The following is an 18,224-nucleotide window of genomic DNA, read 5'->3' as shown; positions in this document are numbered from 1 at the left end:
CTCACAAGAAAGCCCGCTCTGGCGGGCTTTTTTTTGGCGTCTGCTGGACGCCAGAGGTACCACTGGGCAAAGTGACGGGATAGGGCACAACGAGTCTACAGCTCCTATTAGCGTGTGTGCTGTCGGGCATCATCCCTTTTTTGAAATACTGATTAGGGATCAATCGAAAGCAACTAGTAGTATCTGATGCTGTTCAATTTTCGACTGAAAACGGTTCCACTGACCAGCATAGCTTTGCCCGTAGATCAGGACGAAAATCTACTAACTCAACGCTACGAAACTCTAAACTCGTTTACGCAATATACATCGTAATTCAAGTTGTTATAGTGATCGATCAAAGCTTTAAGCATCTGTGGGGCTTCACTACGAGATGATTGAAACTCACCAAGATTGGGGTCGAACAACTTGAACCTACTTCCTTCACAAGAACAAGCTATTGCATGGCCTTGAACGCTCGCAAAGCGTAAGCTTAGCAAATGCTTTCTACCTGCCTGAGCCAAATCGTTTGCTAATGTTTGGGCTAATTGCGCACTACCACCTGATGCTCGAGCAGTTTTAGGTTCTCTGCGCAATGAGAAACCTGCATCCTCGATGACAGCGGTGCTGGCCGTGAAAAACGGGGCTTCGTCATCATTTGAAAGTGCCGAGGCTAATGCATTGTCATAAACCTGATGCCTCTGTGCTCCGTTACTTTGCCCTTCTCCATTATGGTCAAGGTGGTCCATGCGCGATTGAGCGTCGCCGCTGTTGCTCATTACAAGCCATTCGGTAGAAAGACCTGCGCAGATATTGTTTCGATTAACATCTCTGGATGCTACTGCAAAATCTTCTAAGTTAACCTGTGTCGTAGAATCATCTTCTAGATTTACATTTGAAGAAGATACGCAGCCTTTGTCACCCAGCATCAGGGCTAGAAACGGATGTATCCCGCGTGTCTTAGGCCTTAAAGCTAAGTCCAAAGGCATCTGTTGACTTGTTTGCGCATGCTCAGGTTGAGGCGCGTTTGATGCCTTTGGAGCATGGTTTTCCTGATGATGCAAAATAGCTATCGATGATGTTGCTATATTTATCTTCATATGTACCTCAGATTGCTTTCGACGGGGCTCTTCGACCAAGAAACTGGCCAAGTACCCTAAAATCGATATGTGGGTGTCCGGATGAGCCATTCGGTTCCATAACATGCAGGCAGGCGCTATTCCTCCCGACATTCCGTCTTACTCAGTCTTCAAAATAGACGGCAGCAACTGATCAATCTCGCTCGTTCGGCGCGTCGGCAAGCGCATGAGAACATCCTTCAGGTACGCATACAGTAGGTCTACGTCCGTGAGGCGTTAACAAGTGGAATGCTGAGATCGTAGACATCCATCATCGCTCCGTCCCTGTGACCGCTCGCCTCTTGCTTATCTGCCCTAGTACCTGCCGTGTCGGTGATGCCCCTACGCTTGAGGTCATGCAGGCCAAATCGCTGCTCGGCCGTAATGGTGCCATCCTCGATGGCCGAGGTGATGAATCGTTGCCATGCTATGTCCAGGCTGGATTTGCGCATCGGGCCTCCATGGCTGGCCACAATGATGTAGCGTCGATCGGGGCGGATCGGAACGACCGTTGATTTGCTGGCCCACACTTTGGCCCGGTAGGCCTTCGCTCCCTCCCAGGCGTCGCGTAGTCGCGGCGTCCAGCGGACAATGTTGTCCCGGCTGCCCTTGCGCCGGTTGGTCATGATCCCTTCGGCCAGCTCGTGGGCGTCGGTCAGGGTGATGGTCTCAATGCCCCGCAAGCGGCACAGGTAACCGATCTCCATCACGTAGCTCAGGTACTCCGGACAGCCACCTTTCTCGTTCCTGGCCAAGCGGCCAAATGCCAGGGCGCGGTCGACCAACGTTTCCATGACCTGGTGCTCCGGTAAACGTCGGCGTTTGCGCTCAACAGGCGCTTCAATGCCTTGCGCCGGATTGCTGTCAAGATAGCCCCGGTTGCGCCCCCACTGCAGTACCCGGCGCAGGTAGCGCAGGACATGCGCGGCTTTGGACGGCGTGCCTTTGTCGGCCAGGCGACCGACAATCCGCTGGATCAATGCTGCCGTGAATTTCTTCACCAGCAGATCCCCCAACGGTTTGCCCAGCCGTGCGCGCCGAGCGCCGTGCCGAACACCTGGCCAAGCTGGAAGTGGAAAAATGGATCATGCCGATCGCCGGGCAAATGCCGCTCTGGAGCCAATTGTCGCTGCAGCGCTGCCCGATCACCAAGCTGGCCAGCCAGTCCATGGCCGGACAACTGGCGGTACTCGAAGGCTATGCCGCCGACAGCTCGCCCATGGCGGACCTTGCAGATCTGCAGGCGCGAAAGAAGGCGCAGGTACAAGAGCGCGAGCAGCAGCTGGCCGATCTGAAAGCCCAGTTCACCAACAGTGCCGACGATGTATCGATACAGTCCAGGATGCTGGGACCGGGTGACCTGGGCCAGCTGCGCCGCGAGCTGCTCGAAGGCGAAGCACCGGGCCATGAATGGCCGCTGTGTGCCGGCGCGCTGCTGGCGGGATCTGCAGAGAGCCTGAGCTTTGTTCAGGAACTGGTGGGCCTATGACGCTGCTACTCAATGGCGAGCAGATTGTCGGCCATCGCATGAAGCTGACGGCCAACCTCAAGATCGATGCCGATGAGCTGGGCGGCCAGACATCGGCAACCGACAAATCGCACAAGGGGTTCAAACCCAAGACGCTGACCGTCGCGCTGACAATCCCCTACAAGGCCCTCGAGGACCTGCGCACGATCATGCGCCTGGCCGAGGCGACTGCAGGCGGTGGCCAGCTGCAGACCTACCGGATCGTGAACGACACGGCCAAGGCCTTTGGCATCCGGCAGGTGACGTTCTCTGACGGGGTCAGCGCCCGCGAGGACGACACACTGGCCCAATGGATCGTCCAGTTCACCCTGAGCGAGAAGCTATCCAATCCGGAGAAGGTCGAGAACCGGCGCGCCGGCAACGGGGTCACGTCGCAGTCAGCACCAGGTGATGGTGTTGCGGGCAGCGGATCGGGCACGCCCGAAGAGCTGACCGGCTTTGAGGCAGTGCTCAAGAAGGTGGACATCTACCTGGGTGGCGCGTCATGAGCATGAAGCTGCACAAGGTGCTGACGATCGGCGGCACGGTCATGCCGTTGGTCAACGACGATGTCCGTCTTGACCTCAAGAGTCCGGGCCGCGCCACGTTCACGATCAAGGCGGGCGTTACCGTCAAAGGTTTGGTCACGTTCGATATCGGCTACAACGAAGCCGTTCTGCAGCGTCATTTCATTGGCTACGTCGAACGCTGCACCGCCACCAATGGCATCGAGCAGATGGTGCTTTGCAGCGAGTTAGCCGCGGTGCTGGCCAACCCGTTGCCCATGAACCTGCGCCACGTGGATCTGCGCGCTGTGCTGGCCGATATCGGCGGCAAGACCGGGCTGCGCTTTCAGGTACCGGATCAGGCTTATACACGCACCAAGACGCCGTTTTTCTACAACCTGGCCGCTGGTTACCAGGCACTGGACAGCATGGCGCGGGTGTTTGGCATCAAGGACTTTATCTGGCAGCAACAGGGCGACGGCGAGATCTACGTTTGTGCCTGGGCTGACAGTTTCTACGGCGCTCGGTCGGGTGCCGGTTAACCTTTTCGACGGTTACCAGGGCAGCCAGAGCGCAATGATCGCGGCCCTACCGGGCTTGCGACCAGGCGTATCAATCAATCAGGGCGAGCGGATCACCAACGTGACGCTAGCCGGCACACAGATGGCTATCAAATGGACGACGCAATCAAGCGCAGCGTAGAGCGGCAATTCCCTGAACTCACTGGTGGCTATCACTTGCCGCGCTTCGCCAAGGTCGTAGCCGTGGCGGATGCGCCGGCCAGCGCCGGTCTGTGTGACGACTTCCGACCGCGCTTCTCGGTGGATCTGCAGGTAATGGGGCCAGATGGTGAGATCGACACAGCGCTGCCGGTGCTGGCCGGTGTGCCGCTGCCCATGCCAGTGGGTGGGGATGAAATGGGGTTCTTCGCCTTTCCAGAGGAAGGCACCCAGGTTGTGGTGTGTTTCGCCTATGGTCTGCCGAACAAACCCTACATCCAGACCATCCTGCCGCACGGTCTGACGCTGCCAAAGCTGCCCAAGGGCGACCAGGTGTGGCAGCACAGCGATGCGGTGCAACAACGCGTCGACGCGGATGGCAACTGGTTGCGCAAGACCGACGGCAAGATCCAAGATCAGGCGACCGAACGCGAGGTCGAGGCGATGACCAACGCCGAGCGCTTCCAGAGCCACACCAGGACGGTGGATGACCATTCGTCCGAGTCAGTGGGTGGCGTGAAGAAGATTGAGGCGCTGGGCGCGCTCAAGCTGCTGTCCGGTGGATCGGCCAGCCTGGCTGCAGTGGATGATCTGCATCAAGCCACTGGCCGGGATCTGAACCTTGTGGTCGGACAGAAGCACAACGCCACGGTGGGCGGCGACATGCATGAGCAGATCAAAGGGCTGCGCAAGAGCGTCGCCGGCATTAACCAGCACCTGGTCGCGCCAAAGAACCACGTCGGGTCAGAGTCCGTGAACATCTTCAAGGTGCTGTGCGACACGCTGGACCTAATCGAGCAGATGGCCACCCAAATTGCCGGCCACGTTCACGGTTCCAGCCCCGTGCCAGCCAACGCTGCGGCTTTTTCAGCGGATGCCCTCAAGGCCGCAGCGCTCGCTCGCTCTCTGAAGGCAGTTACAAGCTAGCATTCTGTTTCCTATTGAGGCTGTACTCCGTCGGTATTTCGATTCTCGGCCTGCAGGGCCTGCTTAACGCTGTATGTAATCATTTTTTCGATACTTTCAACTTCGAATCCAAGTCTTTCCATGAAAATTAATTTGCACAGTGCCTCCATTGTGTAAGTGAGATTCATTAGGTCTACGCCTTTTTGAGCGTCACCTTCCAAGTCTGGATTGTAGTGTGTGTAGTAGTTTCGTGATGTCACGATTTTATGGGCTATTCTTTTTTTTGTTTTCGAATTTCCCAATAAGGATTTGAATGGGTCGATTAGGTGGAGCAAACGCTGCTTGAACGTGATTTCATTTCCGAACTTAAGCTTTGCGCTAAGCCACTCATGAGCGCTTTCAGGAGCACTTTTCAATAAGCTTTGACTGAACTCTTCGTAATCTGCAGGAGGCATTAGTGTCGTTTCAGTTGTTCTTCTATGGAAGGTTTCCAAGCTTTGAGCAAGGGCAAGAAATTTGCTTTCTGAAAATTTGGTCGGCTCGTTGAGGGTCGAAAAAAACAAATTTAATGCGGGCTCGCAAATGTCATATAGATTTAGCCAGTTATTTATATATTTTTCTGCGTTGTCACAAATTTGCCTATAGGTAAATAGCATTTCCCTCCAGTGTTGCTCAGAGGGTTTCTCTCGGTAGTTACTTGCGCGGTAAATCAGCTTGAGATCTATCGGTAGTATTAAGCCGTTACCATAATCAGTCATAAGTTCATCATGGTAAAGTTTGAAGTTGCGCATCGTCGCCGATTGATTCATGGAGAGCGATAACAGATTGTTCAGCTTAAATGCGCAGTCCCTGAAGTCTTTTAGCGGCCTAGGTACAGCGGATGACAGGCGAAAGAAAGTATTTTGATTTATGGATGCTTGGTTTGTAGTTGGGCTTGGGATTTTATATCCAAAGTCAATTTGTAGCGTCATGCCGTTCGCGAGGTTATGCTCAATTGTTTTCGGGAGTGAAAACTCGATCCTATATGAGTGTGGGGTTTCAAGCCGCGTGTGGGTCAGGCCTGTGATGCCGACCCACCTATCAAGATTGTCAATTTCGAAAGTTGCCTTGTTGAATTCAAGTTTTTCGTCGCTACTATAAGCAAATCCGATGATTGCTTCATTGGAAATAATTCGTGATTTTTGTATGCTGTCCGGGAATAAAGGTTTAGAAGTGTAGAAACATTGATCTAGGGTTACGAGACCAAGATTTTCAACGTCGCCATTTATTCGGCTTTCGTCAATATCTTCGCTTGTGGGTTTGAAGTTTCCAATCAGTTCTAGGTAAATACTCCCATCATCTTCAATTGTGAGCGTGCCAGGGAGTTTTTGTTCTGTGTCATGCGGTAACCAGAAATAGCCACTCCAGCTGTTATTGTCTTCACGCATTATTTTCTCCTTGATCATTAACGTATTGGTCCTTCGAAAATCCAGCAGCGCACTGATTTATCCTCAATCCAGCTCTGTTTCACCTTGTATTCTATAAAACGAGGATGCTGACTCAGCTTGAGTGCATGGCGCAGTTCCTGAGTGATATGGATAGCTATGCGGTGCTGCTTGAACAGCTTTTCCAGTTGGGGATAGTTGAGCGCAATCGTACCCGACATGGTGCCTGAGTGGTTATAGCGCGCGCCTAAGCTATCCAGTTGTTCTAAGGCCGACCAGAAGACTTTGGCGATCTCTGGCGTATCTGGCGTTCCCTTCCCGATCGTCTCCAGTGCCGGCACAGATAGCCCCAGTTGTTGCGACACCATCGCCAGCTGCTCATGAAGCGCAGCGCGCAGGGTGTTGTCGCGGCTCTTGTGTAGTTCCTTCAGTAAGGTCACGCGGTGACGAGACATCGCGATCTTCTGGTGGACATTGTTCGCACCAACGCGCGAGGCGATGCCCTTGGTCCAGTAGGCCCACAAAGCGTCATCACATTCCTCTTGGTAACGGATGATTTTGTCACGCAGCTCGGGTTTCACCTTGTTCGGGCTGATGGAGTAGAGCCACGCTGGGAGCTTAGGGAGCGGGAGGCAGGTCATGGGACGAGGTTTGCCGTCCTCGGCAACCGTTATGATTTCCATAACAGTTGCTTCGAATCGATCCGTCAGTTTTCTGTGCTGGACTTGCCACGCAAGGCCCATTGACTCAACTACCGATTTCATCGCAACGAACGGTTCGTTGCCCTGGGCCACAATGACCAGCGTATCCCCATGGAAAGAAACAGGCATTATCTGTGGATTCACATCAACTCCTTGTGTTCAGCAACCATCACCATAATGGTGATGGTCGAATTCCAAACCGAGCCAGCCACTGTCAACCTGACAATCGTTGCGGTCATCGAGCAGTGAGTCGCTGCCCCGCAGCATCCGCCACGCCGCTCAGGCTCTCGGCTGTCAGTTCCAGCCATGCCGCCATCATTTGCGGCGTCATTGTATTGGAGTGTTGTACCTCATCCAGCAGGATCGTCACCAGACGCATCGAATCCCTCACCAGCTGCAGCTTGTAGCACTCATCCTCAGTAAGCGCATACCGGCAGTTCACTGGACACCGCCTTGCGCTTATAGGGTGCGAACGATGTCCATGTGATGGTTGTAGCGGACGAGTCTGGAAGCAAGAGAGGAACCAGCGTGCAGAGCGGCCAGAGCCGAACGGCGGGCGGATTTTTAAAGGAATGAGGGCGGTCATGGTGACGCTCCTTGACATGCAGGAACTGCCACCAGTTGTCGCCAAACAATAAGGTCGCAGCTGTGCGCAGGTTGGCGAACCGGTCAACAAAAAGCGCGGCACCGAAAAAATGTCCTCAAAAAGTCACTTATCCCCCTCCCGCCGACGGGCTTTGCGTCCGTTTTTTGTGCAAACCCAGATGCGATGAAAGCAATACTCCAGCCTAGGCCAGCCGTGGGGTTGCGCAGGGGAGCGGCAATTGCACAGTGTGCAAACTTATGCAGAAAAATGTCAGCGCCTTGCACTGCGAGCGACAGGGCTGGGCAGATGGGGGCAAACCTCGAAGGCCCGGCCTGCTTGGGCGAAAAATTGGAAAACCGAGGAATGGGGTGGTTTTCCAAATCGACACCGGTCTCGAAGCTACGCACCAGGGCATCGGCGGCCAGATCAGATCCAACCTCTACAACTCAAGCAGACCGGGCGCTGTAGCCGCATTCAGGGGCCTTTGGACATTGCACACGATTGCACGCTCTGATGACGATCTACAGGTCTTCATCCCTTGCAATCGGGGCTTTGAAAAACGGTGTTTTAAATGAGATCGAAGCTCAGGTATGGGAGGGTGTTTTCAAAAAGAGCGATATTAGCTATATGACCCACGAACCTAGGCTGGAGGCCACGGTTTTACTGGGCTGCGCGTATTACATCGAAAGGTAATATGAAGCAATATGAAAGGTAATATTTTCCTGAAACCCCCGGATTCATTGGGTTTTAGGAAATGAAAATATAGCTTTAGTAAAAGGTAATATTATCGCCTTTGTATCGCTTCAATATTACCTTTGCCCGAAAACGCTGAAAGCCACGGCCTGCAAGGGCTGCAGCCAATTTTCCCGAGACGTATTACTAATATTACCTTTTTTCTGACCCCCCTCAGATTTTGAGCGGGGCCCCCTGTACCGAGCGGTTGGCCAGGGTCTCGCGCTACTGCTCATGAGCGTCTGTAGCTGCGGTTGGAGCTCGACGTGGAGCGCGTAAGACAGGCCCGATCTGTGGCCTTGTTACGTGGCTTATTACGTCTGGGGAAAAAAACAAGGGCCTGCATCGCTGCAAGCCCTTGATTTATATGGTGCCGGCACCAGGAGTCGAACCCGGGACCTACTGATTACAAGTCAGTTGCTCTACCAACTGAGCTATACCGGCGTAATGGGCTGCGAGTATATAGCTTCTGATGCGCTTGTAAAGCCTAGCTGTCTGATTCAGTTGAAAAAAATCGACCATTGGCGCTTTGGGTGGGATGCGGACGGGTGGTGGTGCAGGACGTTTCCGTTGGTTTTGATGGATTGGTCTGTTTGATGTGTGTGAGCAATACGATTTTGAACGCTGATTTCGCCTTTGACGCATACAGCTTGTGCCTGACAAAGCGATGGATTTTTGACCTGGTCGCGCAAACCAATGCGCCCAGCGTTGATGGCGATTTGGCGTATGAACAGGCACCCATCCGACCCCACCATTTTTGGGCTGTTGCAGGGCGGGAGGGCTTTGCATAGGCTTGTTCTCAACGGCCCGGGCTACTGAGTCAGCAGCATGGGACGTTAGCTTTTCAGCCAGCAGATAAAGGACTATCTGATGAGTAATGCGATGGATCGTAACCGGGTTTGGGGTTTTGTTTGCCGCAGGCTGGTCATTCGCTGAGGAGTTGTTGAAGGATATTTGTAGTTGCGTCTGGCCTGTTGGGTCTTGCGCAAGGTGGGGCTGAGGATTGCTGTCTGAATCGCATGAATGTGCGTCTGGACGCTCACGAAGGCTTCATCGATGTTTCAAGAAATGCCCGGATCCTCTGGATTCGGGCATTTTCTTGTGGGCTGGTTCTTGTTGCGTTGCATTTGCACTGGAGATATGGGCTTTTTGGCCGATACATCTGTATCAAAAATGGCAGTCAGCCATGGACAGCAAGTGCAATGCAGAGAACGCCCACGCATTACGAGCTGCTGAGTGTTGCTCGCGATGCCTCTCCTGAGCAGATCAAGAAGGCTTATCGCAAGCTGGCGCAGAAGCTGCACCCGGACAGGAATTCCGACCCTTATGCCTCGGACATGATGGGCGTGGTCAACGCGTCTCATGATGTGCTGGCGGACCCTTCGCGGCGTGCGGCTTATGATGCGCAGCTTGCTGCCGATGAGCACAAGGCTCGTATGGACGCGTTGCGGCGCAAGCAGGCGCGTGCGGCGGGTGGGCAGGCGGTGCATGTGTACGCCGCAAACTCTGCTACTGCCACTGCAACGCCCTCTCGGGCGGCTCGGACGGGCCCGGCGCCCAAGGCTTCTCCTTCCTCTTCATCGCCTTCCAGTGACAAGCGGCGCCGCAGTGCGTGGCGTTGGGCGCTGGTGTTTGTGGTGTTTTGCGCAGCCGGGGCGTGGATGGGTTATGACCGGGATGCTGGCAAGGCGTTTGTGCCAGCCGAGCCGGTGCCGGTGGCGCAGACGTGGGTCAAGCCAGCGCCCGCCGCCCCGGTTGAAGAGCCTGTGGCCAGCCCGGCCAAGCCGGTTGATGCGGTAACGTCCGAGTGTGAGGTGCCCGCGCTGGATCCGATGGGCGCACCCTGGCCGGAAAAGGCGGGTTACGTGAAAGATATGCCGTTGCTCAAGGACAACGGCTGGTCGCAGATCACGGTGGATAACTCGGCCGGCGAGTCGGCGGTGTATGCCAAGGTCACGGATGCGGTGGGGCGCAGGGCGTTTCGGCATGCGTTTGTGCCGGCCGGTGCGGTGTTTACGTTCGCCAAGATGGACCCGGGGCTGTATCTGCTCAAGTACAAGATGATGAGCACGGGCTGTGCCTTTGCGTCGGGCCGGATCTTGCTGGAGGAGACGCCGATGGGCAGTCAGATCAAGTCCAGTGCGTACAAGCTGACGTTGCGCAAGTTGCAGAACCGTAGCGTGCCGTTTGCGCGGTTGAAGGATGATCAGTTTTAGCGGTTGGGCTGTGACGTGAGTGCGGCGTCGTCTGTTAAGTCTTCGCGGACAAGTCCGCTCCTACGGGCTTCGGCAATTGTGTGCAGAGATCATCTTTTGCAACGCTTTCAGGCCGGTTTTTGCAGGCTTGGTCTCTTTCTTTTGAAGGACATTTCCGAGAGAATCCCCGACCGCTTGCGCCTCTCGATGTGTGCTTCTAATCTCCGCCCGTCGCTGCATATCAGCGATCGGGTTTAGTCGCCCGGATTTGAGTTAAGGCGTATCGCGTCGCTGTTTTGGTCAGGTCTTCTTCCTGCACTTTATGGCGGCTGTGCGCGAGGGCACCTTCGGGTGCGCCGGTCTTAGCTCCCGGTCGACTAACCTTCGCACAGCTGCCACCTCACTCGTTTAGTCGCGACCCCAGTGGCAGTTCCATTGAGGAGAGAGCTAAGCATGGTCAAAATAACCCCCGACCCACCCAAACAGTCCAGCACCGCGCCAATCTTCGACAAGGCGGTCGTCAAGCGCGCCATGGCGTGTTACCTGCCAATCCCCCGCACTGACAAAGAACCCCACGACAGCAAGTTCGACTTCATCAGCCTGGAAGCAACCTTGGTGCATGCGCTGGATTTCCTGCGTTGTGCATCGGCCACCGCCCACGAACTGGGCGATGAATTGGCCGGTGCGCAACGCGACCTGGCGTTTGCCTCCATGCACATGCTGGAAATGGCCAAAGTCATGGTCGAGCGCTCGCTGGAGTGTGTCGAAGAGGTCTGAAACCTCGCACTAAACAAGTCTTGCACAGGCACTTGCGTGTGCACGATTGAGCCAGATAAAAGGCTTGTTCCAGAGCCTTTACCAAATCTTTATGCACAATTGCTTGATAAAAAAATACGCGCGTTACCAGATGTGCGCACATTGGCCTGATGCGCCGCAAGGCATTGTTTTTGCGGGGTACGGAAAGGATTGCGGGAAAAAATAAGGGGCTTTAGTAACTGGCGCGCCAAGCTTTAACGCACTCATCCACATTTTCATCAACAGACTTATCCACAGGTTGCTCAATCGATTTAGGTCACGATTTTCGAGCCAGAATCAGCAGGTTGCGTGGTGTAATCCGGCTGTCACAGAAAGTGCCAACGCTGACGCTGTAGCCCTGCTCGTGGACATACATTGCCCTGTCGAGCACCAGCCACATCTCCAGCGGACGCCGAAACAGATCGCGGACCAGTTCCAGGTTGCGCACTTCGGCCAGTCTCCTCCAGCCAGCGGCTTCCAGAGAAGCCCAGTCCTGCTGGCCCGGTGCTGGCAGATTCTTCAGTCGCGCCAGATGATTGCAGTAGTCCGCGTAGGACGCATCCAGCCAGGATGTCGGCAGCGAAGGCGTGGGCAAGTAATCGTCAATGCCGCGCAAGCTGCGCTGCAGAAGGTCGAAGCCCAGGCGGCGGGCCATCGAGGTGTCGCGTTGACGACGCACGCGAGCGCCAGCCGTCACGGTTTCGCTGAGTGGCAGGCCGAGTTCGTCTCGCGACAGCTTTAAACCCGATGCCTTGCCGTCGCTGGACAGCGGCCTATAAAGGTCGTGCCGGGTGCGGTTGTAGCAGCATGGCGCGATTGCCATGTGCCGGCAGCCGGTCTGGCTGGCCAGCTCCATCAACTGAATGTGCAGGTCGCCGCAGGCATGCAGCGCTACAGGCGTGTGCTCGGGTTGCAGGCAGCGCCAGGCGTCGTCGGCCATGACATCCTGCTGCACATGCCTGGCGTCGATGCCTTGCCGCGTACTCAGTGCCAGGCCTGCTTCGATCAGCGCCGAGTCGTGCTCCAGGCAGGTCAGACGCTGACCGCGCCCGGTCAGGCGCCGCCCCAGGTGGCCTTTGCCTGCGCACCAGTCCAGCCAGTGAGTGGTGGTATCACGCATGTCCAGATGGCTGGCGAAGGCTTCGATCTGTTGCCATTTGCGCCCCGGCACGTCGACACTCATGCGCGCATCGACTGGCTCCAGAGGATGTGAAGGCAGTTCAGCGACGTGGCTCAGGGCGACGGCTTCGGCGGCCAGTTGCGGGAACGGAAACGGCGCGTCGAGTTGTTCCGGGTGGTTATGCGCGGCCTCGGCCTGTTCCAGCGTGCGTTGCCGCAGCCAGTTTGCGAGGTCCGGGTATTTGTCTTCCCACGGCAGACGCAGGTGTGTGAACGGTTTTGGCCGCCACAAGGCCTGATGCGCGAACAGAAAGCTGTCCAGCGCACGAAAGTGGCTGCCGAGGTGTTCATCCTGCAAGCAAGGTTCAGTGGGCATAGTGGCGGCCTCGCGGGGCAAGGTGCTGACTGGGTCGACGCCAGCACCCTTCATATCAGCGCCCCTGACTGGCGTCTACACGCAATAGCTTTTCCAGCAGGCGGAAGCCTTGTACCAGCACGAACGTCATCACGAGGTAGAACATACCGGCGGCGAAGAAAATTTCTACCGGCAAGTAAGTGCGGGCGATGATCGTGCGGGCCATGCCGGTCAACTCCAGCAGGGTTACGGTGCTTGCCAGTGCGCTGGCCTTGAGCATCAGGATGACTTCGTTGCTGTAGGCAGGCAGGCCGATACGTGCCGCGCGGGGCAGGACGATGTAGAACAATGCTTTCCATTTCGACATGCCCAGCGCTCGCGCAGCCTCGACTTCACCGACCGGCACGGCCTGAATGGCGCCACGCAGGATTTCTGCGATGTAGGCGGCGGTGTGCAGGGTCATGGTGACAACCGCACACCAGAAAGGGTCACGCAGGTATGGCCACAGCGGCCCCTGACGCACCACGTCGAACTGCGCCAGGCCGTAATAGACCAGAAACAGTTGCACCAGCAGCGGTGTGCCGCGGAAGAAAAAGATGTAGGCGTAGGGCAGGGCGCGCACCGGCCAGTGACGCGATGCACGGGCGATGCCCATCGGGATGGCGAGGATCAGCCCGGCGATGACGGCAATCGCCACCAGCTCAAGGGTCAGGGTCGCGCCCTGTGCCAGGCGTGGCAGCCACTTGATGATGACTTCCCAGTTCATGACGCGCTCCTCAGAAAGCCGCGACTGGCACGCTTCTCAAGGAAGTACATGCCGGCCATGGCCAGCACGGTCAGGCCCAGGTACATGAAGGCCGCGACCATGTAGAAGGTGAACGCTTGCTTGGTGAAGCCCACGGCGATCTGCGCGTGGCGCATGATTTCTTCCAGGCCGATCACCGAGACCAGCGCGGTGTCTTTCATCAGAATCATGAACAGATTGCCCAGGCCGGGCAGGGCGATGCGCCACATCTGCGGCAGGACCAGTTTGAAGAGGATGCGCGGGCGTGACATGCCCAGCGCCAGCCCGGCTTCACGATGACCTTTGGGGATGGCCAGAATCGCGCCGCGAAACACTTCGGTCGCGTAGGCACCAAAGCAAATGCCCAGGGCGATGACCCCGGCAGCGAAGGCGCTCAGGGCCAGGTCAGGAATGTCGAACAGTTTGCCCAGAGCGCGCATGCCGTTGACGGTGCCGAAGTAAATCAGCAACACCCAAAGCAGTTCGGGAATGCCGCGTACCAGGGTCGAGTAGGTACTGCCCAGCCATTGCAGCGGCTTGTAGGGCGAGGTCTTGGCCAAGGCGCCGAGCAGTCCGAGTATCAGCCCCAGGCACAGGGCCGAGAGTGCAAGCTGGACCGTCATCAGCGCGCCAGCCGCAAGGGCCGGGCCGAATCCGTGGAGATCAATGTTCATGGGCAGGCTTTGTCAGGGCCGGTCGCCGCGCTTCTACAGGAAGCGGCGGCGACGCGGTCAGGTGAATCAGAGGATGCTGAAAGGGAAATACTTGTCGTTGATCTTCTTGTAGGTGCCATCAGCGATGATTTCTTTCAGGGCCGCGTTCAAGCGCTCGCGCAGGGCATCATCACCCTTGCGCACGGCGATGCCGATCTTGTCGTCTTCAACGACAGGTTCGCCCTTGAACTCGAAGTTCTGACCCGCTTCGCTTTTCAGCCACTCGAAGCTGACGTATTTGTCGGCCAGCATGGCGTCGACGCGACCGGAGGACAGGTCGAGGAAGGCGTTTTCCTGAGTGTCATAGAGCTTGGCGTCCATGATCCCGAGCTTGTCTTCCAGCCAGGTGGCGGCCAGTGTCGATCGCTGTGCACCCACTGACTTGCCGGCAAGGCTTTCTTTGGCTTTTTCAGTGCTCGATACGTCGATCGAGGAAGTTTTCGGCGCGATGAATTGCAGCTTGTTCGAGTAATACGGGTTGGTGAAATCGACCACCTGCTTGCGTTCTTCGGTGATCGACAGCGACGAGATCAGGAAGTCGAACTTGTTGGCCATTAACGCCGGGATGATGCCGTCCCAGTCTGACGTCACCGCTTCGCACTCGACCTTCATCCTGGCGCACAGGGCCTGGCCGATTTCATAGTCAAAGCCCACCACCTGGCCACTCGCGTCCTTGTTGTTGAACGGCGGGTAGGCACCTTCGATGCCCATTTTCATTGTTTCAGCAAAGGTACTGCCGCTGAAGGCAAGGGTGGCCGCTGCGATCAGCAAGATCTTTTTGTACGACTGCATGGGTGTTGCTCCGTTAGCGGTGACTCGACATGAATTGTTTGCACCTTGCCGACAGCGGGTTTTCGAATACTTGCTGCGGTGTGCCCTGTTCTTCGACCATTCCCTGATGCAAAAACACCACTTCAGTTGATACCTGACGTGCAAAATTCATTTCGTGGGTCACCAGCAGCATGGTCCGGCCTTCTTCAGCCAGTGCGCGGATGACGCCGAGTACTTCCTGAACCATCTCCGGGTCGAGGGCCGAGGTCGGCTCGTCGAACAGGATAACCTTTGGTTGCATGGCCAGCGTACGCGCAATGGCGGCGCGTTGCTGCTGTCCGCCGGAAAGTTGCGCGGGGTAGGCATGTCGCTTGTCGGCGATACCGACCTTGGCCAGCAACTCTTCAGCCACCGCAATGGCCTCGGCCTTGCTCTGACCGAGCACGCGACGCGGGGCTTCGATGATGTTATCGAGCACGCTCATGTGCGGCCACAGGTTGAAATTCTGGAACACGAAGCCGATCTGGCTGCGCAAGCGGTTGATCTGCCGGTTATCGGCGGCAATCAGGTCGCCGTTGCGCGCAGCCTTGAGCTTCAACTCTTCACCGGCCACCAGAATCTGCCCCTGATGCGGGTTTTCCAGCAGGTTGATGCAGCGCAGCAGCGTGGACTTGCCGGAACCGGATGAGCCGAGGATCGATATGACATCGCCGTCGCGAGCGGTCAGCGAGATGCCTTTGAGCACCTCAAGCTGATCGTAGCGCTTGTGCAGGTTGCGGATTTCCAGGGCGGGCGTGGCCTCGGCCATGTGGGGTCCTCGTTGAAGTGTGCGCGCTGGCTGCCAGCGAACGCCAAGCTAGCACAGCGTTTAAAGGACAACCATCGACGTATTGTGTCGAGCGTGGAGGCGCTCGACGGGTTGTCTCATCCGGGCAGCGGACGGTCGCATGAAGGCAAGCGCCATGCCCTGCAAAACAGGGGCGTGCGCGAAAAAGGCGCGATGTTGCCAGCTTTGGCCTGGTGTTGGAAGTAGCATTTGCTGAGTGGTGGTCTGATTTCTGCACCATGTTTGCGCTTTGAGGAAGGTTTGGGGCATTTTTGGTGCGTGCATGTAGGCGAATCTGAGGCGTTTGGTAACAAGTCCTACGGACTGCGTATAAAAGCCATCACCCTGCATGCTTCACGGGCTAAGCCACAGGCCTCGTATTCTCTAAGCGACGTCGTTTTCGAAATATTTTGGCGCAATTCTTGCGTCAATAATAAAGAACGGCACCGTAGCTTTCTTTTTACGTAACGCTTCGGTGTGCCTCGCTCGTCTTGCACAGGTGGTTTTATGAGCAGTACCGCTAACTCTTCCGAGCTCGAACAAGGGCTGAAACCGCGACACATTACGATGCTGTCGATTGCCGGCGTGATTGGTGCCGGTCTATTCGTCGGCTCCGGCCACGCGATTGCCGAGGCAGGCCCTGCCGTGCTGCTGGCCTATGCCGCTGCGGGTACGCTGGTGGTGCTGGTGATGCGTATGCTGGCCGAAATGGCCGTTGCCTCGCCAGACACCGGTTCGTTCTCAACCTATGCCGACCGCGCTATCGGGCACTGGGCCGGCTTCACCATCGGCTGGTTGTACTGGTGGTTCTGGGTGCTGGTGATCCCGCTGGAGGCCAATGCCGCCGCGACCATTCTGCATGCCTGGTTCCCGAAGATCGCGATCTGGATGTTCACGCTGGTCATCACATTGCTGCTGACCGCCACCAACCTGTTCAGTGTGAAGAATTACGGCGAATTCGAGTTCTGGTTTGCGCTGATCAAGGTTGTGGCGATCATCGCGTTCGTGGTGCTGGGTGTTGCGGCGATTTTTGGTCTGCTGCCCACCAGTAATGTCAGTGGCGTGAGCCATCTGTTTGATACCGGTGGCTTCCTGCCAAACGGCATGGGCGCGGTGCTGGCGGCGATGTTGACCACCATGTTCTCGTTCATGGGCACCGAAATTGTGACCATCGCTGCGGCGGAGTCCAAGAACCCTGGCAAGCAGATCACCAAGGCCACCAACTCGGTGATCTGGCGGATCTTCCTGTTCTATCTGGTTTCGATCTTCATCGTTGTGTCGCTGGTGCCGTGGAACGATCCGCGCCTGGCCGAGGTAGGTTCGTATCAGACCGTGCTTGATGCGATGGGTATTCCGAACGCCAAGCTGATTGTCGATCTGGTGGTGCTGGTTGCTGTGACCAGTTGCCTGAACTCGGCGCTCTATACCGCTTCGCGCATGCTGTTCTCGCTCGGTAAGCGCGGCGATGCACCAGCATTGTCCAAACGCACCAGCAAGGGCGGCACGCCTTACTGGGCAGTGATCATGTCGACTGCCGCGGCGTTCCTGACCGTGTTCGCCAACTACATTGCACCGGCTGCCGTGTTTGATTTCCTGCTGGCCAGCTCCGGTGCCATTGCCCTTCTGGTGTATCTGGTGATTGCCGTGTCGCAACTGCGGATGCGCCAGAAGCGCATTGCTGCGGGAGAGGCTATCGACTTCAAGATGTGGTTGTTCCCATGGCTGACCTGGGCGGTGATCGCATTCATCGTTGCAGTGCTGACGATCATGTTGATCCAGGAAGAGCACCGCGTCGAAATCATCGCCACCGGCCTGCTAAGCCTGCTGGTGATCAGTGCTGGCCTGCTGGTTTCGCGCCGCCGCAAAGCCGGGCGTGTAGGCGCTGCTGCGCTGGGTTGATTGGCCGCTGACTATCGTGCTGACGCTCTGCGTCGGCACGATTTCGATCAGCGTGCGGCCTTGGTGTCTCGTTTCATCAGCAGATCGGATGCCAGGGTGTAATCCTTCTGGAAGGCAGGGCTTTCGATCCATTCGATCGCCGTGTCTTCGTCTTCATCGTGGTACATGGCGCGGTACACGATAAGCAGGCCCATCATGAAGTCCGTGGCAGGGTCTTCGTCCTCTTCGGAAACGACCAGTGCCAGCACCGGGTACTGCAGGAAGACGACGCACAGCGCCAGTTGGCTGATGGCTTCGGCGGCTTTCATGGCCACGAAGAGATCATCATAGTCGGCCGGGTCGAAGCCGTTCTCTACGATGTCTTTGAAGTCGAACGTGTTTAGATCAAGTTCGACGTCATCAAACGGCAGATTGACCAGCGCAGAGGCAAACACCGGATGGACAAGGCTGGTTGTGCCCTTGCCCGAACGGTTCTGCTTGGCCTTGATTTTTGCGCGCTTGGCACGTTTTTGCTGCTTGTCTGGCGAGGCCATGAGCGGTCCTTTGGCTGGCGTGAAATGCGATGGCCGCTATTGAAGCGCAGACGGGCTGG

Annotated in this window: 16 protein-coding genes, 1 tRNA gene and 3 pseudogenes; 8 read left to right on the top strand and 12 right to left on the bottom strand. The window is 56.5% G+C overall.

Translation table 11 applies throughout. The annotated features are described in order from the left end of the window. Positions 1 to 272 precede the first annotated feature (272 nt). Positions 273 to 1,076, bottom strand: coding sequence for a YopT-type cysteine protease domain-containing protein (locus RYA97_RS13915; RefSeq protein ID WP_157973415.1), 804 nt, complete (start codon positions 1,074 to 1,076; stop codon positions 273 to 275). A gap of 239 nt (positions 1,077 to 1,315) precedes the next feature. Then, a pseudogene (gene xerC, locus RYA97_RS13910) lies at positions 1,316 to 2,125 on the bottom strand (tyrosine recombinase XerC); the annotation flags it as partial. On the opposite strand from xerC, the pseudogene RYA97_RS13905 reads away from it, so the two are divergent. The 4 genes and pseudogenes from RYA97_RS13905 to RYA97_RS13890 all read left to right on the top strand — a co-directional run. Then, positions 2,125 to 2,583: pseudogene (locus RYA97_RS13905) on the top strand (hypothetical protein); the annotation flags it as partial. The pseudogenes xerC and RYA97_RS13905 sit on opposite strands and share 1 nt — an antisense overlap. Beyond that, positions 2,580 to 3,110, top strand: a complete 531-nt coding sequence (locus RYA97_RS13900) for a DNA-binding protein (RefSeq protein ID WP_117140096.1) — start codon at positions 2,580 to 2,582, stop codon at positions 3,108 to 3,110. The pseudogene RYA97_RS13905 and the gene RYA97_RS13900, both read left to right, overlap by 4 nt. Then, a pseudogene (locus RYA97_RS13895) lies at positions 3,107 to 3,809 on the top strand (hypothetical protein). The gene RYA97_RS13900 and the pseudogene RYA97_RS13895 overlap by 4 nt, the downstream one beginning before the upstream one ends. Beyond that, positions 3,782 to 4,753 (top strand): phage baseplate assembly protein V, encoded by a 972-nt coding sequence (locus tag RYA97_RS13890; protein WP_117140097.1) that lies wholly within the window; start codon positions 3,782 to 3,784, stop codon positions 4,751 to 4,753. Before RYA97_RS13895 ends, RYA97_RS13890 begins: the two are co-directional and overlap by 28 nt. A gap of 11 nt (positions 4,754 to 4,764) precedes the next feature. On the opposite strand, the gene RYA97_RS13885 is transcribed toward RYA97_RS13890, so the two are convergent. The 4 genes from RYA97_RS13885 to RYA97_RS13870 all read right to left on the bottom strand — a co-directional run bounded on the left by RYA97_RS13885 (position 4,765) and on the right by RYA97_RS13870 (position 8,619). After that, a complete protein-coding gene (locus RYA97_RS13885) occupies positions 4,765 to 6,159 on the bottom strand; it encodes a HEPN domain-containing protein (protein WP_157973417.1) in 1,395 nt (464 codons plus the stop codon). A gap of 17 nt (positions 6,160 to 6,176) precedes the next feature. Further along, positions 6,177 to 7,001 (bottom strand): phage antirepressor N-terminal domain-containing protein, encoded by an 825-nt coding sequence (locus RYA97_RS13880; RefSeq protein WP_232829573.1) that lies wholly within the window; start codon positions 6,999 to 7,001, stop codon positions 6,177 to 6,179. A 91-nt stretch (positions 7,002 to 7,092) separates the two neighbouring features. Then, positions 7,093 to 7,443 carry a hypothetical protein gene (locus RYA97_RS13875; RefSeq protein WP_162882967.1) on the bottom strand — a complete coding sequence of 117 codons (351 nt, stop codon included), beginning with the start codon at positions 7,441 to 7,443 and terminating at the stop codon, positions 7,093 to 7,095. 1,100 nt (positions 7,444 to 8,543) lie between these two features. Continuing rightward, positions 8,544 to 8,619, bottom strand: a tRNA-Thr gene (locus RYA97_RS13870). A 152-nt stretch (positions 8,620 to 8,771) separates the two neighbouring features. Here RYA97_RS13870 and RYA97_RS13865 point away from each other — a divergent pair. The 3 genes from RYA97_RS13865 (at position 8,772) to RYA97_RS13855 (ending at position 11,147) form a co-directional block, all read left to right on the top strand. Beyond that, on the top strand, positions 8,772 to 8,966 hold the full coding sequence (locus tag RYA97_RS13865) for a hypothetical protein (RefSeq protein WP_117140102.1): 195 nt from the start codon (positions 8,772 to 8,774) through the stop codon (positions 8,964 to 8,966). A 411-nt stretch (positions 8,967 to 9,377) separates the two neighbouring features. Next, positions 9,378 to 10,391 carry a J domain-containing protein gene (locus RYA97_RS13860; protein WP_060404420.1) on the top strand — a complete coding sequence of 338 codons (1,014 nt, stop codon included), beginning with the start codon at positions 9,378 to 9,380 and terminating at the stop codon, positions 10,389 to 10,391. Between the two features lie 432 nt (positions 10,392 to 10,823). After that, on the top strand, positions 10,824 to 11,147 hold the full coding sequence (locus RYA97_RS13855) for a DUF6124 family protein (protein WP_005745034.1): 324 nt from the start codon (positions 10,824 to 10,826) through the stop codon (positions 11,145 to 11,147). Positions 11,148 to 11,442: 295 nt separating this feature from the next. Here RYA97_RS13855 and RYA97_RS13850 read toward each other — a convergent pair whose 3' ends face one another. The 5 genes from RYA97_RS13850 to RYA97_RS13830 all read right to left on the bottom strand — a co-directional run bounded on the left by RYA97_RS13850 (position 11,443) and on the right by RYA97_RS13830 (position 15,715). After that, positions 11,443 to 12,714 carry a methyltransferase gene (locus RYA97_RS13850; protein WP_117140103.1) on the bottom strand — a complete coding sequence of 424 codons (1,272 nt, stop codon included), beginning with the start codon at positions 12,712 to 12,714 and terminating at the stop codon, positions 11,443 to 11,445. A gap of 1 nt (position 12,715) precedes the next feature. After that, positions 12,716 to 13,405, bottom strand: coding sequence for an ABC transporter permease (locus RYA97_RS13845; protein WP_002555785.1), 690 nt, complete (start codon positions 13,403 to 13,405; stop codon positions 12,716 to 12,718). Beyond that, on the bottom strand, positions 13,402 to 14,097 hold the full coding sequence (locus RYA97_RS13840; RefSeq protein WP_117140104.1) for an ABC transporter permease: 696 nt from the start codon (positions 14,095 to 14,097) through the stop codon (positions 13,402 to 13,404). The genes RYA97_RS13845 and RYA97_RS13840 overlap by 4 nt, the downstream gene beginning before the upstream one ends. Positions 14,098 to 14,163: 66 nt before the next feature. Beyond that, positions 14,164 to 14,928 (bottom strand): ABC transporter substrate-binding protein, encoded by a 765-nt coding sequence (locus RYA97_RS13835; protein WP_057404900.1) that lies wholly within the window; start codon positions 14,926 to 14,928, stop codon positions 14,164 to 14,166. Positions 14,929 to 14,941: 13 nt separating this feature from the next. Further along, positions 14,942 to 15,715: an ABC transporter ATP-binding protein gene (locus tag RYA97_RS13830; protein ID WP_016981246.1), complete on the bottom strand. Its 774-nt coding sequence runs from the start codon at positions 15,713 to 15,715 to the stop codon at positions 14,942 to 14,944. Positions 15,716 to 16,240: 525 nt separating this feature from the next. Here RYA97_RS13830 and gabP point away from each other — a divergent pair. Further along, positions 16,241 to 17,632 (top strand): GABA permease, encoded by a 1,392-nt coding sequence (gene gabP, locus RYA97_RS13825; protein WP_057404901.1) that lies wholly within the window; start codon positions 16,241 to 16,243, stop codon positions 17,630 to 17,632. A 47-nt stretch (positions 17,633 to 17,679) separates the two neighbouring features. On the opposite strand, the gene RYA97_RS13820 is transcribed toward gabP, so the two are convergent. Then, on the bottom strand, positions 17,680 to 18,165 hold the full coding sequence (locus RYA97_RS13820) for a hypothetical protein (RefSeq protein WP_005745037.1): 486 nt from the start codon (positions 18,163 to 18,165) through the stop codon (positions 17,680 to 17,682). Positions 18,166 to 18,224 lie beyond the last annotated feature (59 nt).

The organism is Pseudomonas syringae group sp. 26L6 (genome assembly GCF_032587815.1).
GTDB lineage: Bacteria > Pseudomonadota > Gammaproteobacteria > Pseudomonadales > Pseudomonadaceae > Aquipseudomonas > Aquipseudomonas amygdali.
This window is presented reverse-complemented; position numbering and strand designations above follow the sequence as displayed.